At 72.2% G+C, this 17,071-nt stretch carries 16 protein-coding genes; 9 read left to right on the forward strand and 7 right to left on the reverse strand.

The genetic code is table 11. The features are described from left to right. The first annotated feature begins 43 nt into the window (after positions 1-43). Positions 44-865 (forward strand): 5-deoxy-glucuronate isomerase, encoded by an 822-nt coding sequence (gene iolB, locus ACZ6RT_RS08530; protein WP_470152672.1) that lies wholly within the window; start codon positions 44-46, stop codon positions 863-865. Beyond that, on the forward strand, positions 862-2,721 hold the full coding sequence (gene iolD / locus ACZ6RT_RS08535; protein WP_399188033.1) for a 3D-(3,5/4)-trihydroxycyclohexane-1,2-dione acylhydrolase (decyclizing): 1,860 nt from the start codon (positions 862-864) through the stop codon (positions 2,719-2,721). Before iolB ends, iolD begins: the two co-directional genes overlap by 4 nt. A gap of 13 nt (positions 2,722-2,734) precedes the next feature. On the opposite strand, the gene ACZ6RT_RS08540 is transcribed toward iolD, so the two are convergent. Continuing rightward, on the reverse strand, positions 2,735-3,988 hold the full coding sequence (locus ACZ6RT_RS08540; protein ID WP_470152673.1) for an MFS transporter: 1,254 nt from the start codon (positions 3,986-3,988) through the stop codon (positions 2,735-2,737). A 210-nt stretch (positions 3,989-4,198) separates the two neighbouring features. Here ACZ6RT_RS08540 and ACZ6RT_RS08545 point away from each other — a divergent pair, with 210 nt between their 5' ends. Continuing rightward, entirely contained in the window at positions 4,199-4,801 is a 603-nt protein-coding gene (locus ACZ6RT_RS08545; protein ID WP_399188029.1) for a DUF1707 domain-containing protein, read from the forward strand. 68 nt (positions 4,802-4,869) lie between these two features. Here the strand turns inward: ACZ6RT_RS08545 and glpX are convergent, their stop codons facing one another. After that, positions 4,870-5,904 (reverse strand): class II fructose-bisphosphatase, encoded by a 1,035-nt coding sequence (gene glpX / locus ACZ6RT_RS08550; RefSeq protein WP_399188027.1) that lies wholly within the window; start codon positions 5,902-5,904, stop codon positions 4,870-4,872. Between the two features lie 83 nt (positions 5,905-5,987). Between glpX and ACZ6RT_RS08555 the strand changes: the two genes are divergently transcribed. Together ACZ6RT_RS08555 and ACZ6RT_RS08560 are read left to right on the forward strand one after the other, a co-directional pair. Beyond that, positions 5,988-6,593: a TetR/AcrR family transcriptional regulator gene (locus ACZ6RT_RS08555; RefSeq protein ID WP_399188025.1), complete on the forward strand. Its 606-nt coding sequence runs from the start codon at positions 5,988-5,990 to the stop codon at positions 6,591-6,593. Between the two features lie 38 nt (positions 6,594-6,631). Then, positions 6,632-7,165, forward strand: coding sequence for a DUF4245 domain-containing protein (locus ACZ6RT_RS08560; RefSeq protein WP_344902566.1), 534 nt, complete (start codon positions 6,632-6,634; stop codon positions 7,163-7,165). A 108-nt stretch (positions 7,166-7,273) separates the two neighbouring features. Here the strand turns inward: ACZ6RT_RS08560 and ACZ6RT_RS08565 are convergent, their stop codons facing one another. Then, positions 7,274-7,504, reverse strand: coding sequence for an exodeoxyribonuclease VII small subunit (locus tag ACZ6RT_RS08565; protein ID WP_344902563.1), 231 nt, complete (start codon positions 7,502-7,504; stop codon positions 7,274-7,276). A gap of 73 nt (positions 7,505-7,577) precedes the next feature. On the opposite strand from ACZ6RT_RS08565, the gene ACZ6RT_RS08570 reads away from it, so the two are divergent. Then, positions 7,578-8,048: a GNAT family N-acetyltransferase gene (locus ACZ6RT_RS08570; protein ID WP_399188022.1), complete on the forward strand. Its 471-nt coding sequence runs from the start codon at positions 7,578-7,580 to the stop codon at positions 8,046-8,048. On the opposite strand, the gene xseA is transcribed toward ACZ6RT_RS08570, so the two are convergent. Further along, the gene (gene xseA / locus ACZ6RT_RS08575; RefSeq protein ID WP_399188020.1) at positions 8,026-9,234 is read right to left on the reverse strand and encodes an exodeoxyribonuclease VII large subunit; all 1,209 of its coding nucleotides are present in this window, start codon (positions 9,232-9,234) and stop codon (positions 8,026-8,028) included. The two genes, ACZ6RT_RS08570 and xseA, sit on opposite strands and share 23 nt — an antisense overlap. Positions 9,235-9,261: 27 nt before the next feature. After that, positions 9,262-11,028 (reverse strand): hypothetical protein, encoded by a 1,767-nt coding sequence (locus tag ACZ6RT_RS08580; protein ID WP_470152674.1) that lies wholly within the window; start codon positions 11,026-11,028, stop codon positions 9,262-9,264. A gap of 123 nt (positions 11,029-11,151) precedes the next feature. On the opposite strand from ACZ6RT_RS08580, the gene ACZ6RT_RS08585 reads away from it, so the two are divergent. Then, a complete protein-coding gene (locus ACZ6RT_RS08585; RefSeq protein ID WP_399188016.1) occupies positions 11,152-12,123 on the forward strand; it encodes a 4-hydroxy-3-methylbut-2-enyl diphosphate reductase in 972 nt (323 codons plus the stop codon). A gap of 105 nt (positions 12,124-12,228) precedes the next feature. On the opposite strand, the gene ACZ6RT_RS08590 is transcribed toward ACZ6RT_RS08585, so the two are convergent. Then, the gene (locus ACZ6RT_RS08590; RefSeq protein ID WP_399188014.1) at positions 12,229-12,750 is read right to left on the reverse strand and encodes a DUF6542 domain-containing protein; all 522 of its coding nucleotides are present in this window, start codon (positions 12,748-12,750) and stop codon (positions 12,229-12,231) included. Between the two features lie 127 nt (positions 12,751-12,877). After that, positions 12,878-14,182: a DNA recombination protein RmuC gene (locus ACZ6RT_RS08595; RefSeq protein ID WP_399188354.1), complete on the reverse strand. Its 1,305-nt coding sequence runs from the start codon at positions 14,180-14,182 to the stop codon at positions 12,878-12,880. 155 nt (positions 14,183-14,337) lie between these two features. Here ACZ6RT_RS08595 and ychF point away from each other — a divergent pair, with 155 nt between their 5' ends. Further along, entirely contained in the window at positions 14,338-15,426 is a 1,089-nt protein-coding gene (ychF, locus tag ACZ6RT_RS08600; protein ID WP_470152675.1) for a redox-regulated ATPase YchF, read from the forward strand. A gap of 523 nt (positions 15,427-15,949) precedes the next feature. After that, positions 15,950-16,981 carry a conjugal transfer protein gene (locus ACZ6RT_RS08605; protein ID WP_399188010.1) on the forward strand — a complete coding sequence of 344 codons (1,032 nt, stop codon included), beginning with the start codon at positions 15,950-15,952 and terminating at the stop codon, positions 16,979-16,981. Positions 16,982-17,071 lie beyond the last annotated feature (90 nt).

Raw genomic sequence — 17,071 nt, forward strand, 5'->3', positions numbered from 1 at the left:
ACGATCAACGGGACGCCGCCCAGTCGTCACGTGAGGAGAGGCCATGACCTTCGTACCGGCGGGAAGCACCGCGCGGGCGCCGTGGGCGCTGTCGATCACCCCGGAGACCGCCGGGTGGACCTACTCGGGGCTGCGCGTGCTCTGCCTGTCCGGCGAGGGCGTGAGCTTCGACACCGGGGACGAGGAGATGCTCGTCCTGCCGCTCTCGGGCGAGTGCGTGGTCGAGTGCGAGGGGGAGCAGATCACGCTCGACGGCAGGCCCTCGGTCTTCGAGGGGGTCACCGACTTCGCCTACCTGCCGATCGGGGCGAGCGCCAGGGTCACCGGCCGGGGCCGCTTCGCCCTTCCCTCGGCCCGCGCGACCAGGCGCCTTCCGGTGCGGTACGGCCCGGCGGAGAAGGTCCCGGTCGAGGTGCGCGGCGCCGGCCAGGCCAGTCGGCAGGTCAACAACTTCTGCGCCCCCGGCGTCTTCGAGTGCGACAAGCTCGTCTCGGTCGAGGTGCTCACCCCGGGCGGCAACTGGTCGTCGTACCCGCCGCACAAGCACGACGAGGCCTCCGATCACGAGGCCGTGCTGGAGGAGATCTACTACTTCGAGGGCGGCCCCGGCTACCAGCGGGTCTACGGCGGCCACGAGGTGCTCGCCGAGGTGTCGTCCGGTGACGTCGTCCTCGTGCCCAGGGGGTATCACGGCCCGTCGATGGCGGCCCCCGGCTACGACCTCTACTACCTGAACGTGCTGGCCGGGCCCGCGCCCGAGCGGACGATGGCCTTCTGCGACGACCCCCGGCACGCCTGGGTCCGCGACTCGTGGACGCGGGAGCAGGCCGACCCCAGGCTCCCGATGACGGGGGTGCGGAGATGAGGCTCACCGTGGCGCAGGCGCTCCTGCGCTTCCTCGCCAACCAGTGGTCGGAGCGCGACGGCGTCGAGCAGCGGCTGGTGGCCGGGTGCCTGGGCATCTTCGGGCACGGCAACGTCGCCGGGATCGGGCAGGCCCTGGCCGAGCGGGGCGCGGGCACCTCCGGCGACCTGCCGTACTACCTGGCCCGCAACGAGCAGGCCATGGTGCACACCGCCGTCGGGTACGCGCGGGCCCGCGACCGGCTGTCCACCTTCGCCTGCACCAGCTCGATCGGTCCCGGCGCCACCAACATGGTCACCGGCGCGGCGCTCGCCACGATCAACCGGATCCCGGTGCTGCTGCTGCCCGGCGACGTCTTCGCCACCCGCGTCGCCGACCCGGTGCTGCAGCAGCTGGAGGACCCGCGCTTTCCCGACGTGACCGTCAACGACGCGCTGCGCCCGGTCTCCCGCTTCTTCGACAGGATCAACCGTCCCGAGCAGCTCGTCGCGGCGCTGCCGGCCGCGATGCGGGTGCTGGCCGACCCGGCGGAGACGGGCGCGGTCACCCTGGCCCTGCCGCAGGACGTGCAGGCCGAGGCGTACGACTGGCCCGAGGAGCTGTTCGCCCGCAGGGTCTGGCACGTGGCGCGGCCCGTCCCCGAGCCGGCCGCGCTGGCCCGGGCGGCGGAGCTGGCCCGGCGCTCGCGCCGCCCGCTGATCGTGGCCGGGGGTGGCGTGGTCTACTCCGGGGCGTGGCGGGAGCTGGCCGCCTTCGCCGCCCGGCACGGCGTCCCGGTGGGCGAGACCCAGGCGGGCAAGGGGGCGCTGCCGTACGACCATCCCTGCGCGGTGGGCGCGGTCGGCCACACCGGCACCGCGGCCGCCAACGAGCTGGCCCGTGACGCCGACCTGGTCATCGGGGTCGGCACCCGCTACACCGACTTCACCACCGCCTCGCGCACCCTGTTCGGCCAGGCCGCAGGAGGGGTGCGGTTCCTCAACGTCAACGTCGCCGCCTTCGACGCGGCCAAGCACTCCGGCGAGATGCTCGTCGCCGACGCCCGCGCGGCGCTGGAGGCCCTGGGACCCGCCCTGGACGGCTGGCGGGCCGACCCGGACTGGACGGCCAGGGCGGCCCGGCTGACCCGTGAGTGGCAGGAGCAGGTCGCGCTGCTGACCACCGGGGACGCGCTGACCCAGCCGGTGGTGCTCGGCATGCTCAACGAGGTGGCGCACCCGACGGACGTGGTGGTCAACGCGGCCGGCTCCATGCCCGGCGACCTGCACAAGCTCTGGCGGGCGAGCGACCCGAAGTCCTACCACGTCGAGTACGGCTACTCCTGCATGGGATACGAGATCGCCGGAGGGCTGGGGGTGAAGCTGGCCGTGCCGGAGCGGGAGGTGTTCGTGCTGGTCGGCGACGGATCCTACCTGATGATGGCCCAGGAGATCGCCACCGCCGTGCAGGAGGGCGTGAAGCTCGTCGTGGTACTGGTCGACAACCGGGGCTTCGCCTCCATCGGCGGCCTGTCGGAGTCGGTCGGGGCCGGGCGGCTGGGCACCGCCTACCGGCTGCGCGGTCCCGGCGGGGAGCTGGACGGGGCGCTCCTCCCGGTCGACCTGGCCGCCAACGCGGCCAGCCTGGGCGCGAACGTGCTCCGCGCCGACGGCCCGGAGTCCCTGCGCCTGGCCCTGGCCGAGGCGAGGCGGGCCACCGCGACCACCGTGGTGTACGTCGAGACCGTGCCCGGCCCCGGCGCGGACACCACGGCCTGGTGGGACGTACCGGTGGCCGAGGTGTCGGGAGAGGAGGGGACCCGGCGGGCACGCGCCGCCTACGAGGAGGCCAAGAAGGCCCGGCGCCCCTACCTGTGATCCTCGCGGGTCCCTAAGGCCGCGCGCCGGGCTCGCGCGGCGCGGGTTCCGGGGCGGGATCGGGGGCGGGGCCGGGAGCGAATGTGCTCTTGCGCGCGGGCTCGGGGTCCGGCCGGAAGCCCCGGGCCAGGAAGACGATCAGGCCCACCAGCACCGCGGCCGGGACGAACGCCACCCTGATGTCCACCGTGTCGTTGAGGGTGCCGACCACGGCGGCCCCCACCAGGAAGCCGACGTAGTTGAACAGGTTGACCCGGGCGATCGCGGTCTCCGCCCCGCTGCCGAGGCGGCCCGCGGCCGAGAACGACTGCGGGGCGATGACGGACAGGCCGATGCCGACCAGGCCGAACGACACGACCGCCACCACGACGCCGGGCGCCAGCACGAGGCCCAGCATGCCCGCCGCCGCGATCACCGCGCCCGCGCGCACCACCGGCGCCGGCCCGTACCTGCGCACGGCGAGGTCGCCGGGCACCCGGGCCAGCAGCATGGCCGCCTGGTAGACGAGGTAGCCGAACGGCACCAGCCACCCGCTCGCCGCCAGCGCCTTCTCCATGTAGACCGTGCCGTAGTTGGAGACCGCCGCGTCGCCGACGTACAGGAACGCCATCGCCAGGCAGAGCGGGATGATCGGCCGCCACGGCGACCGGGAGGTCACGGCCTCGAGCGGCGTCTCGACGCCCTCCTCGTCGCGCCGGTAGAGGCGCGGGAGCAGGACCACCGAGATCAGCGCGCCGATCATCACCGGTACGGAGAACGACCAGCCCAGCGGCACGCCGAGCGCGCTGAAGGCGGAGTTGGCGCCCGCGCCCAGCATCGAGCCGACGCTCCACACGGCGTGGAAGCCGGTCAGCACGCTCATCCCGTACCTGCGCTCGACCGCGACCGCCTGCATGTTCATCGCCGCGTCCACCGCGCCGACGAACAGGCCGAAGACGGCGCTGAGCGCGTACAGCCCGGTGAGCCCGTCGTTCCAGCCCAGCAGGATCACGGCCGTGCAGACGCCGATCTGGGAGATCCGCAGCACCGGGGCGCTGCCGTACCGGCTCGCCAGGGGGGCCGCGACCGCGCTGCCGACCCCGGAGATCACCGGGACGAGCAGCAGGACCAGGGTGAGGTCGCCGTCGCTGAGGCCGAACCGGTGCTGGAGGTCGATCACATGGGTGAGCAGGGTGGCGAAGCAGAGCCCCTGGACGAAGAACGCCGCCCAGGTCGCCACGCGCGCCTGCCTGTCACGGGGGGTCGGCATGGCGATCTCCGGGAACATGAGGGGGATTCAAGTTCCCGTCAGGGTATGGGCGGCGTACCCGGTGGTCAATGGCCCGTCACCTGCCGGTTCCGCCCGTCCGCCGGCCCGTCCGCGCGCACATCCGGAGCGCGCCGGATGCCGGTTCCGCCCGTCCGCCGGCCCGTCCGCGCGCACATCCGGAGCGCGCCGGACGAGGCGTCGGGGCCCGGCGGCGATTATGGTCGAAGGGTGGAGAGTCACCGGCCCCCCGCCATCCGCCGTCACGTCCCCGAGCCGCGTCCCGCCGACCTCAGAGCCGGGGACGTCGACCGCGAGAGGGTGGCCGTCGTGCTCGGCGACGCCCTCGCCGACGGACGCCTCGACCACGGCGAGTACGAGCAGCGCGTCGAGGCCCTCTACCGGGCGCGCACGCTGGGGGAGCTCTCCGCCCTCACGGCCGACCTGCTCCCGCCCGAGGCGCAGCCGCTGCGCACCGACGTCCGCCCGGTGACGGCGTTCTTCGGCTCGGAGAAACGCTCGGGCCGCTGGGTGGTGCCGACCCGGTTCCCGGCCACCGCGATCTGCGCCAACGTCACGCTCGACCTGTGCGAGGCGCTGCTCCAGTCCAGCCGGGTGACCCTGCAGGTCACGGTGCTGTTCGGCACCCTCACCCTGATCGTGCCCGAGGGGGTGCGGATCGAGATGCCCGCATCGACGTACATGGGGGGCAAGAAGAACCAGGTCCGGGCCTCGCCCGACGGCCCGGTCATCGAGATCACCGGCGTCGTCACGTGCGGCAACATCGTGGCCAAGTCCCCCAGGCGCCCCCGGCGCTCCTGGTTCCGCCGCTGACGTTCGTGACGCGCGTCCGGCGTCGGCGCCCACGGCGAGTGTCCGCCGTGGGCGTGCCCCGCCCGCGCCTAGCGGGCGTTGTCGAAGTTGATCGCGCTGTAGGCCCGCAGCTTCCAGAGCTGGTGCTCGCTCTCGATCTTCCGGATCGTCCCGGACCGGCCGCGCATGACCAGGGAGCTGGTGACGGCCCGTCCGGCCCGGTAGCGGACCCCCTGCATCAGCTCGCCGTCGGTGATCCCGGTGGCGGCGAAGAACACGTCGTCGGACCTGACCAGGTCGTCGGTGCTGAGCGTGGCGTCCAGGTCGAGGCCCGCGTCCAGCGCCCGGCGGCGCTCGGCCTCGTCCTGCGGCCAGAGCCTGCCCTGGATGACACCGCCCAGGCACTTGAGCGCGCACGCGGCGATGATGCCCTCCGGGGTGCCGCCGACGCCGAGCATCAGGTCGACGCCGGTCCCCACCCGGGCCGCCATGATCGCACCGGCCACGTCGCCGTCGGTGATGAGCCTGATCCGCGCACCGGCCTCCCGGATCTCCCGGATCGTCTTCTCGTGGCGGGGCCGGTCCAGGATGACCACGGTCACGTCCGACGGCTCGCCGCCCTTGGCGCGCGCCACCGCGGCGATGTTGTCGGCCACCGGCGCGTTGATGTCCACCGACGAGGCCGCCTCGGGGCCGGTGACCAGCTTGTCCATGTAGAAGACCGCCGACGGGTCGTACATCGAGCCGCGCTCGCTGACCGCGATCACCGAGATCCCGTTGGGCATGCCGAGAGCGGTCAGCCGGGTGCCGTCGATCGGGTCGACGGCCACGTCGCACGCCGCGCCGCTGCCGTCGCCCACCTGCTCGCCGTTGTAGAGCATCGGCGCGTTGTCCTTCTCGCCCTCGCCGATCACCACCACGCCGCTCATCGACACGGTGTTGATCAGCTGGCGCATCGCGTTCACCGCGGCGCCGTCCGCACCGTTCTTGTCACCCCGCCCGACCCAGCGGGCCGCCGCCATCGCGGCCGCCTCGGTGACGCGGACGAGCTCCAGGGCAAGGTTGCGATCAGGTGCGTGCTCACCCGTGGCGAGGGTGGCGGGAACGGACGTCTGATCGGACATGGTGGGAAACCCCTCTCGTGGATTGTTGCAACGATCGTAGTTGGCACCCCTGTGACCGGTCGGCGGAGGATAATCTGCCCACCATGAGCAGTGACACGGAACGGCTGGTGAAGGGCGGGGGTGCGCGGACCTCCGAGCGGGGTGCCGCCACGCGCGTCGCACTCCTGGCCGCGGCCAGGGAGACGTTCGTCACGAGCGGCTTCGCCGAGGCCGGGGTCACCGACGTGGTCTCCCGGGCGGGGGCGAGCGTGGGCAGCCTCTACCACCACTTCTCCGGCAAGGCCGACCTCTACCTCACCCTCTTCGACGAGTTCCAGACCCGGCAGACCCAGCGGACCAAGCAGGCGGTCCAGGAGGCCAGGGCCGAAGGCGAGGGCGACCCGATGCGGTTGTTCATCGCGGGGGCCCGCGCCTACCTGGAGGGCTGCCTGGCCGAGCGGGAGCTGTCGGCCCTGTTCCTGCGCGGCGACGGGCCGCCCGGGTTCGAGGTCATCATGCGCGACCGGCTCCGGCAGTGGGCCAAGCGCAACGCCGCCCTGTTCGAGGGCGACGAGGGTGCGCTGGTCGTGGTCCTCACCGGGGCGCTCGCCGCCGCCGTCTCCGAGGTCGCCCTGTCCGACGACGAGGACGCCTCCCGGGTGCTCGCCGAGGACGTGCTGGCCATCGTCGCGCAGATCCGCCGCCCCTGAGACGGGACCGCCCCGCGGAACGGATAGTGTCGGTGGTCGTGCGAAGGTTCACTGAGGGCTTCTACGGCTACGCGTTCGCGATGGCGGTCTGCCTGGCGGCCGTCGGCCTCTTCCTGCTCATCACGCCACAGAGCCGGACCGAGCGCATCCCCAAGGTCGACTACTCGCTCGCCCTGGCCGACCTGCGGCGTACGGCCCCCTTCCAGGTGTGGGCGCCCGGACAGGTCGCCCCCGGATGGGTGCCGAACAGCTCCCGCAGGACGAACGACGGCGGCTGGACGACCTGGAGGCTCGGCTTCGCCACCGCCGAGCGCCGCCACGCGATGCTCGCCCAGAGCGACGAGAAGCCCGCGGCCGAGTTCGCCAACCGGCTCGCCAACACCTCCACGGCCACCGGTACCGTCCAGATCGGCGGCGTGACCTGGGAACAGCGCGTCCGCGAGGACAAGGACCAGCGTTCCCTGGTACGCCTCCTGCCCGACGTCACGGTCGTCGTCACCGGCACCGCCTCCTGGCAGGAGCTGTCCACCCTGGCCGGGTCCCTCAGACAGCAGCCGAAGATCACGTCCTAGCGTCCGGGAACGGCCGCAGGCCCGGCCGCTCGCGCACGCGCGCCGTCCGGCCCTCGTGGTTCGGTCGTGTCGTACGGCCCCTCCGCGGCCGCGGGCGGCGTCGGTCGCTCAGAAGGGGGCGTCCGCGCCGGGGTCGGGCTGCCGCCGCTGGGCCATGGCCGCCGCGAGCTTCACCCGGGCCCCCTGCAGCCACTCCTCGCAGAGCGAGGCCAGCCTCTCCCCGCGCTCCCAGAGCTCGATCGACTCCTCCAGGGTGAGCCCGCCCGCCTCGAGGCGGCGGACCACCTCGGTCAGCTCCTCGCGCGCCTGCTCGTACGACGGTGTCTTCTCATCGGCCACGGACCCCACCTTAGATCGTCCGCGCCGCCTCCCCGCCCGTCCCACCGCCCGGTACGGCTGGCAGAATGCCCGGATGAGCGTTCGTGACGCGACCCTCGACGACATTCCCGAGCTGGTGCGGCTGCGTCAGATCCTGGCCGACAGGATGGCCCTGGACGGGAGCCTCCCGATCGAGGAGGACTGGCGACCGGCCTACGCGGAGAGCCTCGCGGAGCGGCTCGGCAGCGCCGACACCGCCGTCTACGTGGTGGACGCGCCCGGCAAGAGGCTGGCGGCCTGCGGGATCGGCCTGATCTTCGAGCGCATGCCCGGCCCCAGCCTCCCCGACGGGCGCTACGGCTACATCCAGGGCATGGCCACCGACCCCGGCCACCGGCGCAGGGGCCACGGCCGGGCCGTCGTCAACGCCCTGATGGAGTGGTACCGGCGGACCGGGGTCCGCCGGGTCGACCTGCACGCCACCTCCGACGCCGAGGCCCTCTACCGGGAGTTCGGGTTCATCGACGACGGCTACCCCTCGCTCACGTGGTGGAATCGCTCCTGACCGTCACCCGGTCGTCGGAGAAGCGCACCGTGAGCTCGTCGCCCGGGGAGATCTCGCTCGCCAGCCGTACGACGTCGCCCGAGGGGCGCTGCACGATCGCGTAGCCGCGCTCCAGCGTGGCGGCCGGGGAGAGCGAGACCAGGCGGGCGCGCAGGTGCTCCAGCGAGTCCTGGGCGCGGTCCAGGGAACCGGTGAGGGAACGCCTCGCCCGGTCCCTGAGCTGCTCGGCCTGCTCGGCCCTGCGCTCGACCTCGCGTACCGGATCGGCGAGGGCGGGGCGCGAACGGGCCGCGGCCAGCCAGGCCGTCTCGCGGTCCAGCCAGCCCTTGGCCACCCTGCGCCCCCGGTCACGGAGCTGGCGGACCAGCGTGAGCTGCTCGCCGACGTCCGGCACGACCTTCTTCGCCGCGTCCGTGGGCGTGGACGCGCGCACGTCGGCGACCAGGTCGAGCAGCGGATTGTCCTGCTCGTGCCCGATCGCGCTGACCACCGGGGTACGGCACGCCGCGACCGCCCGCACCAGGGCCTCGTCGGAGAAGGGCAGCAGGTCCTCCATCGACCCGCCGCCCCGCGCGATCACGATCACGTCCACGTCGGTGTCGGCGTCCAGCCTGCGCAGCGCCTCGATGACCTCGCCGACCGCGTACGGTCCCTGCACGGCCACCGGTTCCACCGTGAACCGGACCGCGGGCCAGCGGCGCCGCGAGTTCTCCAGCACGTCGCGCTCGGCGGCCGAGTCACGGCCGCAGATCAGCCCGACCGTACCGGGCAGGAACGGCAGCCGCCGCTTCCTGTCCACCCCGAAGAGACCCTCGGAGGCGAGCAGCCGGCGCAGGCGCTCCAGCCGTGCCAGCAGCTCACCGACCCCGACCGGCCGCATCTCCAGCGCGGTGAACGCGAAAGAACCCTTGTTGACCCAGAAGTCGGGCTTGAGATGCGTCACGATCCGGGCACCGTCGACCGGCCGGGGGACGGTGGCCTCGTAGACGCCGCGCGGGCAGGTGACCCGGGCCGAGATGTTGGCCACCGGGTCGCGCAGCGTCAGGAACACCGTGCCGCCGCGGGCGGTCAGCTCGGTGATCTGCCCTTCGACCCAGACGGTGCCGAGCTTGCCGATCCAGCCGCCGACCATCTGCAACACCGTGCGGACCGGAAGGGGCTGCTCAGGAGTGGACTTCGAGCTCATGGGCGGGAGCCTACGCGCCGGACGCGACTATTCCCCGGCCTCCAGCTTGGCCAGACGGTTCTCGTACATCCGCACGACGGCCTCGCGGGCGGAGGTGGCCCGCTCGTAGGCGATCAGTTCCCTGATCTGCTCGGCCGTCCTGCCGCGCATGCGCGCCCGCAGCGACGCCACCGTCAGGTCCGCGTAACCGGGCAGCGGTTCGGCCGGTACCGCACCGGCCGCGGCGACCACGTCGGCGGTCGGCGCGGTGACGGACCCGGCCGTCTCCGGGGGAGCGACCCGGGTGCCGGTCACCTCGACCAGCGCGGCGTCCTGGGTCTCCGGCTTCGCCACCTTGACCTCGGCGAGCTCGACCTTCGTCGCAGGGGGCGTCTCGACCACGGCGTCCACCGGGACGGGAGTGGCGTCCCCGGCGTCCCCGGCGTCCCTGACGTCTCCGGTGTTCCCGGTGACCTCGGAGGCGGTCTTCGCGTTCGCGGGAGCGGCCTTGGGGGCCTTGCGGGTCCTGGGGGTGGACGTGGCCGCCGTGGCGGGCTTCGCGGTGGCCCTCGTGCCGGTCCTCCGGGTGGCGGGCTTCGCGGTGGTGGCCTCGGACTCGGGCCGCGGGCTCAGGGTCTCGGCGGTCCCGTTCTCGACGGTCTCGGTCTCGACGTTCCCTGGCTCGACGTTCCCGGTCTCGGCGGTGCCGGTCTCGGGAGTCTCGGTGGCGGCGGGGGTGGCCGGGGTGGCCGACGTGGTCGGGGCCTGCGCCGATTCCTTGACGGCCTTGGTCGCCTTGGTGGTCCTGGGCTTCTTCGCCGCGGGCGTCGTGGTGGCGGTGGCCGCCTCGGTCTCGTCGGCCTTGCTCTTGCCGGCCTTCGTGCCCCGGGTCTTCGCGCTTTCGGCCTTGGTCTCGTCGGCCTTGGTCTCGCCGGTCTTCGTGCTCTCGGTCTTCGTGCTCTCGGCCTTCGTGGGAGCGGCCTCCTCGGCGGGGGCGGCCTTCGCGGCCTTCGCCGTCTTCGCGGCCTTGACGGGCTTGGCGGCCTTGGGCGTCGCGGCGGGGGCCTCGGTGACGGAGGTCCCTATGACGGAAGTCTCTGTGACAGAGGTCTCGGTGTCCGGAGTGTCGGCGACCGGAGCCTCGTCGGTCCGGGTCTTCTCGGCCGAGGTCTTGGCGGCCGGAGTCTCGGTGACCGGGGGCTCGGTGACCGGGGCCGTGGAAGCCGCGGCGGCCTTGGCGGGCTCGGCGGCCGGGGTCTCGGGCGTGGCGGCGGGGGTCTCGGCCACGGTCTCGGGAGCGGCGGTCTCGGGGGTGGCGGGCTTGGGGGTGGCGGGCTTGGGGGCGGCGGGCTTGGCGGGGCTGAAGATGACCGGCTCGTGGGAGGTCCCGGTGCCGTTGCTCTCGGCGGCGGGTGCCTTCTCAGTGATCTTGGACGGTCGCGGTGCGAAGATGACCGGCTCTCGGCGGGCGGGCTTCTCGGCCTCCTCCACCTGCCCGGCGGCGCTCTCGGCCGGTGCCTCGTCCGCGCTCCTGGAGGGACGCGGTGCGAAGATGACCGGCTCTCGGCGGGCGGGCTTCCCGGTCTCCTCCACCTGCTCGACGGCGCTCTCCTCGACGTCCACCGGCACGTCGGCGGTCGCCTCCCGGGACTCGTCGAGGTCGTCCTCACGGCCGGAGGAGCCCTTGATCTTGTTCCGGACCCGGTCGCCGAGGAGCAGAGCCTGGCCGACCCCGCTCAGGGCGGTCTGCAGCATGTGCAGGGGAAGATCTTTTGCTTTCTGTGTGACACTGCGGATCATGTCGGGGACTGACATGGCGTCTCCCTGGAGGTCTGTGTCGGGAAGGACAGATGTGACAAGTACGGGCCTGCGGGATGTTGCGCCGGGCTCATGGGACGTATGGGCCGTCTCGCGGACGCGTCCACGTAGCATAAGAGCATGACTTCCATGACCCCTGCGAACCGACGCGTACTGGTGGCGAAGCCCCGTGGCTACTGTGCGGGGGTCGACCGTGCGGTCCAGGCCGTGGAGAAGGCGCTGGAGCAGTACGGTGCGCCGATCTACGTCCGCAAGCAGATCGTCCACAACACCCACGTCGTCAGGACGCTGGAGGAGCGCGGCGCGATCTTCGTCGACGAGACCGAGCAGGTGCCCGAGGGGGCCATCGTGGTCTTCTCCGCCCACGGCGTCTCCCCGGAGGTCCACCGCGAGGCCGCCCGGCGCAGCCTGAGGACGATCGACGCCACCTGCCCCCTGGTGACCAAGGTGCACAACGAGGCCAAGCGTTTCGCCTCCCAGGACTACGACATCCTCCTCATCGGGCACGAGGGCCACGAGGAGGTCGAGGGCACCGCGGGCGAGGCGCCCGACCACATCCAGCTCGTCGACGGGCTGGAGTCGGTCGGCACGGTGCAGGTCAGGGATCCCGAGCGGCTGGTCTGGCTCTCGCAGACCACGCTCTCGGTGGACGAGACGGTCGAGACGGTCTCCCGCCTCAAGGAGCGCTTCCCCAACCTGATCGACCCGCCCAGCGACGACATCTGCTACGCCACCCAGAACCGTCAGGTCGCGGTCAAGGAGATCGCCGCCCAGGCCGAGCTGGTGATCGTCGTCGGCTCGGAGAACTCCTCCAACTCCAAGCGGCTGGTCGAGGTCGCCCTCGACCACGGGGCCGACGCCTCCTACCTGGTCGACGACGCCTCGCTCATCCAGGACGCCTGGCTCGAAGGCGTCACCACGGTCGGTGTGACGAGCGGCGCCTCGGTGCCCGAGGAGCTCGTCGCCGGGGTCCTCGCCCGCCTCGCCCGCAACGGGTTCGAGGACGTGCAGGAGGTCGAGTCCGTCGAGGAGAACGTGCGGTTCGCGCTCCCGCACGAGCTCCGTAAGAACCTGCGCGTCACGGCGGTCTGACCTGTCGTCCCGCGCCCCGGCCTCCGGGCCGGGGCGGGCCGGTGACCACCACCCGGTCCGAGGGCCCCGCCCGCGACGGCGCCCGGCCGGGGCCGCAGGGGCGGGTCAGCGTTCGTCGCGCGGCGTCCCGTAGACCTTGGGCTCGAAGTACCCCTCGGGTTCGGGGGCGAAGGCGGTCTCCCCGCTTCTCGGGCGGGGCACGGACGCCTTGGTCGCCTTGAGCTCGTCGCGCAGCTCGCGGACGCAGCGGGTCAGCCCGCGACGCCAGGCGATCACCAGCACCAGGAGCGAGCCGCCGAACAGCCAGGGGGCGCCCTGGGACAGCGCGGTGTACATGCCCAGCCCGAAGGCCTGCAGCGGGGTGGCCGCGAACAGGGAGCGGACCGCCTCGATGAGCACGGTGGTCACGAAGAAGACCAGGGGCGGGGAGACCACCAGAGAGAGCAGCTCCCTCGGGTTGACCAGCGCCGTCGCACCCGCGCAGCCGATCACGAACGCCACGCCGGTCAGCGCGGACAGCCCCGACAGGGCCTGCAGCACACCTCCCAGCAGCGTGGCCACCAGCACGAGGGCCAGCGCGCCCCGGACGGTCAGCCGGATGCCGCCGGGCCGGTCAAGCTCACTCATGCGATCACCCCGCCGGGCGGCTGCACGCCGCCTCGCTCGTCCACCACTCGTCCCCTTGACCTCGGCCCCCGCGTCATCGGTCCCGTCGCCTCCAGTGTCCGGCCGCAGGCGTCCACAGGGAAAGGTCTCAGGGCAGGTCGTTGGTCAACCTACCGTTCAGGCGGGATACGAGAGACGGGCTTGGCTCCTCTTCCGCGAGCAGTTCGGGTGAGGTCAGGGCGCGCGGCAGGTCCTCCAGAGGCTGCGGCCCCTCCAGTTTCTCCTCGACCAGGCCCAGGTCGTTGAGCTTGCGGGCGCTCACCAGCACCCGCGTCTCCAGCGAGCCGACCGTCCTGTTGTACGACTCCACCGCCCGGCTCAGCGAACGTCCCAGGGACTCGACGTTGCGGCCCATGCTGCTCAGCCGCTCGTACAGCTCCTTGCCGACCTCGAAGATCGCCCGCGCGTTCTCGCTGAGCGCGGCCTGCTGCCAGGCGTACTGCGCGGTGCGGAGCATGGTGATCAGCGTGGTGGGGGTGGCGATGTGGACCCGCCGCCGCATGGCGTACTCCAGCAGGGCGGGGTCGCGTTCCAGGGCCGGGGCGAGGAACGCCTCGCCGGGGATGAACAGCACCATGAACTCCGGTGCCGGGCTGAACGCCTGCCAGTAGGACTTGGAGGCGAGCCGGTCCACGTGCTCGCGCACGTGCCGGGAGTGGGAGTCGAGCCGGGCCGACTGGTGGTCCGGATCGGTCGACTCGGCGGCCTCCAGGTAGGCGGCCAGCGAGACCTTGGAGTCGACCACGATGTTCTTGCCCCCGGCCAGGCGCACCACCATGTCGGGCCGCAGGACGCCGTCCGGGGTGGTGACGCTGACCTGCTCGTCGAAGTCGCAGAAACGCTGCATCCCGGCGATCTCGGCCACCCTGCGGAGCTGGAGCTCCCCCCACCGCCCCCGGGCCTCCGGGCGTTGCAGGGCCCGTACCAGCGTGCTCGTCTGGGCGCGGAGCTGCTCGTTGCTCTCGCGGACGACGTCGATGTGCTTGGCCAGCTCGGCGTGGGCGGCCCGCTGGCCCGCCTGCGTGTCGCGCAGCTGCGTCTCGACGCGCGACAGGGTGTCCTTGAGCGGCTCGATCAGGTGCTCGACGGCCTGCTTGCGCTGTTCCAGCTCTCCGGCGGCCTCGGCCCGGCCCGCGGCGAGCCTCGTCTCGGCCAGTTCCAGAAAGCGCAGGTTGTTGACGTCGAGCGCGCGTGTGGACAGGGCCTGGAACCGGTCGGCGAGCTGTCCCTCGACGTAGGCGAGCTTCTCTTCCGCGATCTTCGCGCGGGCCTCGGCGTCGGCCAGGCGCGCGGCCATGTCGGTGGCTCCGGAGGCGGCCCGTGCCCGCCCCAGCAGGAACCCGATCGCGAGTCCCGCGGCGAGGCCCACCGCCAGCTGGAAGGAGAGCGCCATGACGTCCACCCCGGCATGATTCCAGGCCCGGCCCCTCCTGGCGCGCCGACACGCCTCCGAAATCGGGCCGATCGCCCCCCGTGACGGGTTCGTGTCGACCGGCTGACGGGTCCGTGGCGACCGGCACCGGGTCATTCCGCGTAAACTCGGCTCACGTGAGCCTGAGCATCGGCATCGTCGGATTGCCCAACGTCGGCAAGTCAACGCTTTTCAACGCGCTGACGAAGACCGCCAACGCCCTGGCGGCGAACTATCCGTTCGCCACCATCGAACCCAACGTGGGCATCGTCGGCGTCCCCGACCCGCGTCTTGAGAAGCTGGCCGAGATCTTCGGGTCGGCGAAGATCCTGCCGGCGAAGGTCGAGTTCGTCGACATCGCCGGGCTGGTCCGCGGCGCCTCGGAAGGGCAGGGACGGGGCAACCAGTTCCTCGCCAACATCCGCGACACCGACGCGATCTGCCAGGTCATCCGGGTCTTCGACGACCCGGACGTGACCCATGTGGACGGCGGGGTCTCTCCCGGACGCGACATCGAGACGATCAACACCGAGCTGATCCTCGCGGACCTGCAGACGCTGGAGAAGGCGATCCCCCGCCTGCAGAAGGAGTCCAGGACCAACAAGGACCGCAAGTCCGCGCTGGACGCGGCCGAGGCGGCCTTCAAGCTCCTCGACGGCGGCACCACCCTGTACGCCGGGGCCAAGGGCGCCGGGATCGACCCCGCGGACCTGCGCGAGCTGCACCTGCTGACCGCCAAGCCGTTCCTGTACGTCTTCAACCTCGACGCCGACGAACTGGTGGACGACGCGCTCCGCGCCAGGCTGTCGGAGCTGGTCGCCCCGGCCGAGGCCGTCTTCCTGGACGCCAAGATCGAGTCCGAGCTCGTCGAGCTCGACGAGGAGGAGGCGCTGGAGCTGCTGCAGTCCGTCGGGCAGCAGGAGTCGGGCCTGACCCAGCTGGCCAGGGTGGGCTTCGAGACCCTGGGCCTGCAGACCTACCTGACCGCCGGTCCCAAGGAGACCCGGGCCTGGACGATCCGCAAGGGCGCCACCGCTCCCGAGGCCGCCGGGGTCATCCACACCGACTTCCAGCGGGGCTTCATCAAGGCCGAGATCGTCTCCTACGACGAGCTGGTCGAGGCCGGCTCCATCGCCGCAGCCCGCCAGGCCGGCAAGGCCCGGATCGAGGGCAAGGACTACGTCATGCGCGACGGCGACGTGGTGGAGTTCCGCTTCAACGTCTGACGAAGGTTCGACGTCCGGCGAAGGTCCGACGTCCGGCGAAGATCCCGCGTCCGGCGAAGATCCTTGTCCGGCGAGGGTCCCGCGTCCGGCGAGGACCGAGAACACGCTCCGGCCCGGTCCGGCTCCACGCGAGCCGGGCCGGGCCGTTTCGGTCCCGGGGGCCCGCGCACGACTCGGCCCCCTGGAACAGGGTTTTTGTCGTTTGTGACACTGGGTGACGTATTTCGCGTTAAATGCGCAGGTCGCGACAGTCCGCGAACCGTCCAGTTAGCAATGGGTGGCGTTTGGGTAATCGACCCGCGCCCTGGCCAGGGGTAATACACATTCGGTCGGGCATCTGCGGCATCGGCGGCCTCGCCGGGGTTCCAGACCCGGTTTGCTCAGTCATCACGATGCCTGCAGCATAGGCGTGGCTTTCCTGGAAGAATCGGCGGGGCGGCTAGAGTAAGTGCGTCACCCTGGCCAACGGGATCGGCGGCAATACGACACCGCACCGGCCGGAAGTGACGCGAGCGGAGGCGTGATGGCTCGAAGGTCGACGGTCCAGCGTGATCCCCGGATCGCTGGCGACCCCGAGCTGTCGGCATACCCGGATTTTCCCGACGATCCCGACCTCGACCGTGTTCCGGCACGCCGCAGGGGCACGCCCCGCAACCGCTGGTCCGGCGGCGGAGGCCGCTGGCTGGTCTGGGCCGGCCGCGCCGTGCTCTGGGCACTGATCATCGTCATCGTGGTGAACGGGGTGCGCGCCCCCTTCGAGCGCTTCACCCAGCCGAACGCCCCCACCGGCACGGCCCCCGTCGCGGGGGAGGGCTTCCCCACCGTCCAGGGCTCGGCCTTCGCGGCCCAGTTCGCCGAGGTCTACCTGAACTTCGACGGGGCACGCCTGGAGGAGCGGGAGTCCAGGCTGGCCCCCTACCTGCCCGAGGGCGTCGAGTCGCAGTTCGGCTGGGACGGTCTCGGCCGGATGAGCGCTGGAGCGGTGCAACCGTACGGGATCGAGGTCGTCGACGCCGAGAACGCCGTCGTCACCGTCGCCTACCAGTCCGAGGACCGCCGCCAGCTGCTGTCGGTGCCCATCTACCACGACCGGTCGGCCAAGAGGTTCGTCGTCGCGGGACGGCCGGGCATCCTGCCCGCGCCCGGCGCGGCCGACCTGCCGCCCAAGCCCGCGCCCGACCGCGACCGCGCCGCCGAACAGGAACTGCGCCCCTCGCTGGAGGGCTTCTTCAAGGCGTACGCGGCGAGCGACACCGCCTCCCTGCGGCTCTACGCCGACGCAGGCACCACCCTGGAGGGTTTCTCCGGAGCCCTGACCTTCCTGCAGCTCAAGGACCTCTCGGTGCCTCTCCCCGCGGGCAGCACCCGCCAGGTGACCGCGACGGTCTCGTGGGGCGTCCCGGCGAAGACGACGACGTCCGACGAGCCGGAGCCCGCGGACCCCGGCCAAATGGGAGGCAAGCTCGAACAGGCGTACCTGCTCACCATGGTCAAGCAGGGCGACAAATGGTTCGTCAAGGACATCCGCGGCGCGTACCGATCCGTGGCGGGATGACTCATGATCGAATGGTGCCGGTCCATGGTGAGCAGACCCCCCCTGATCGACGATCCACCGGTCCGGGCCCCGGCGCGTACGCGCCGCGGG

Source organism: Streptosporangium sp. NPDC050148, assembly GCF_055586505.1.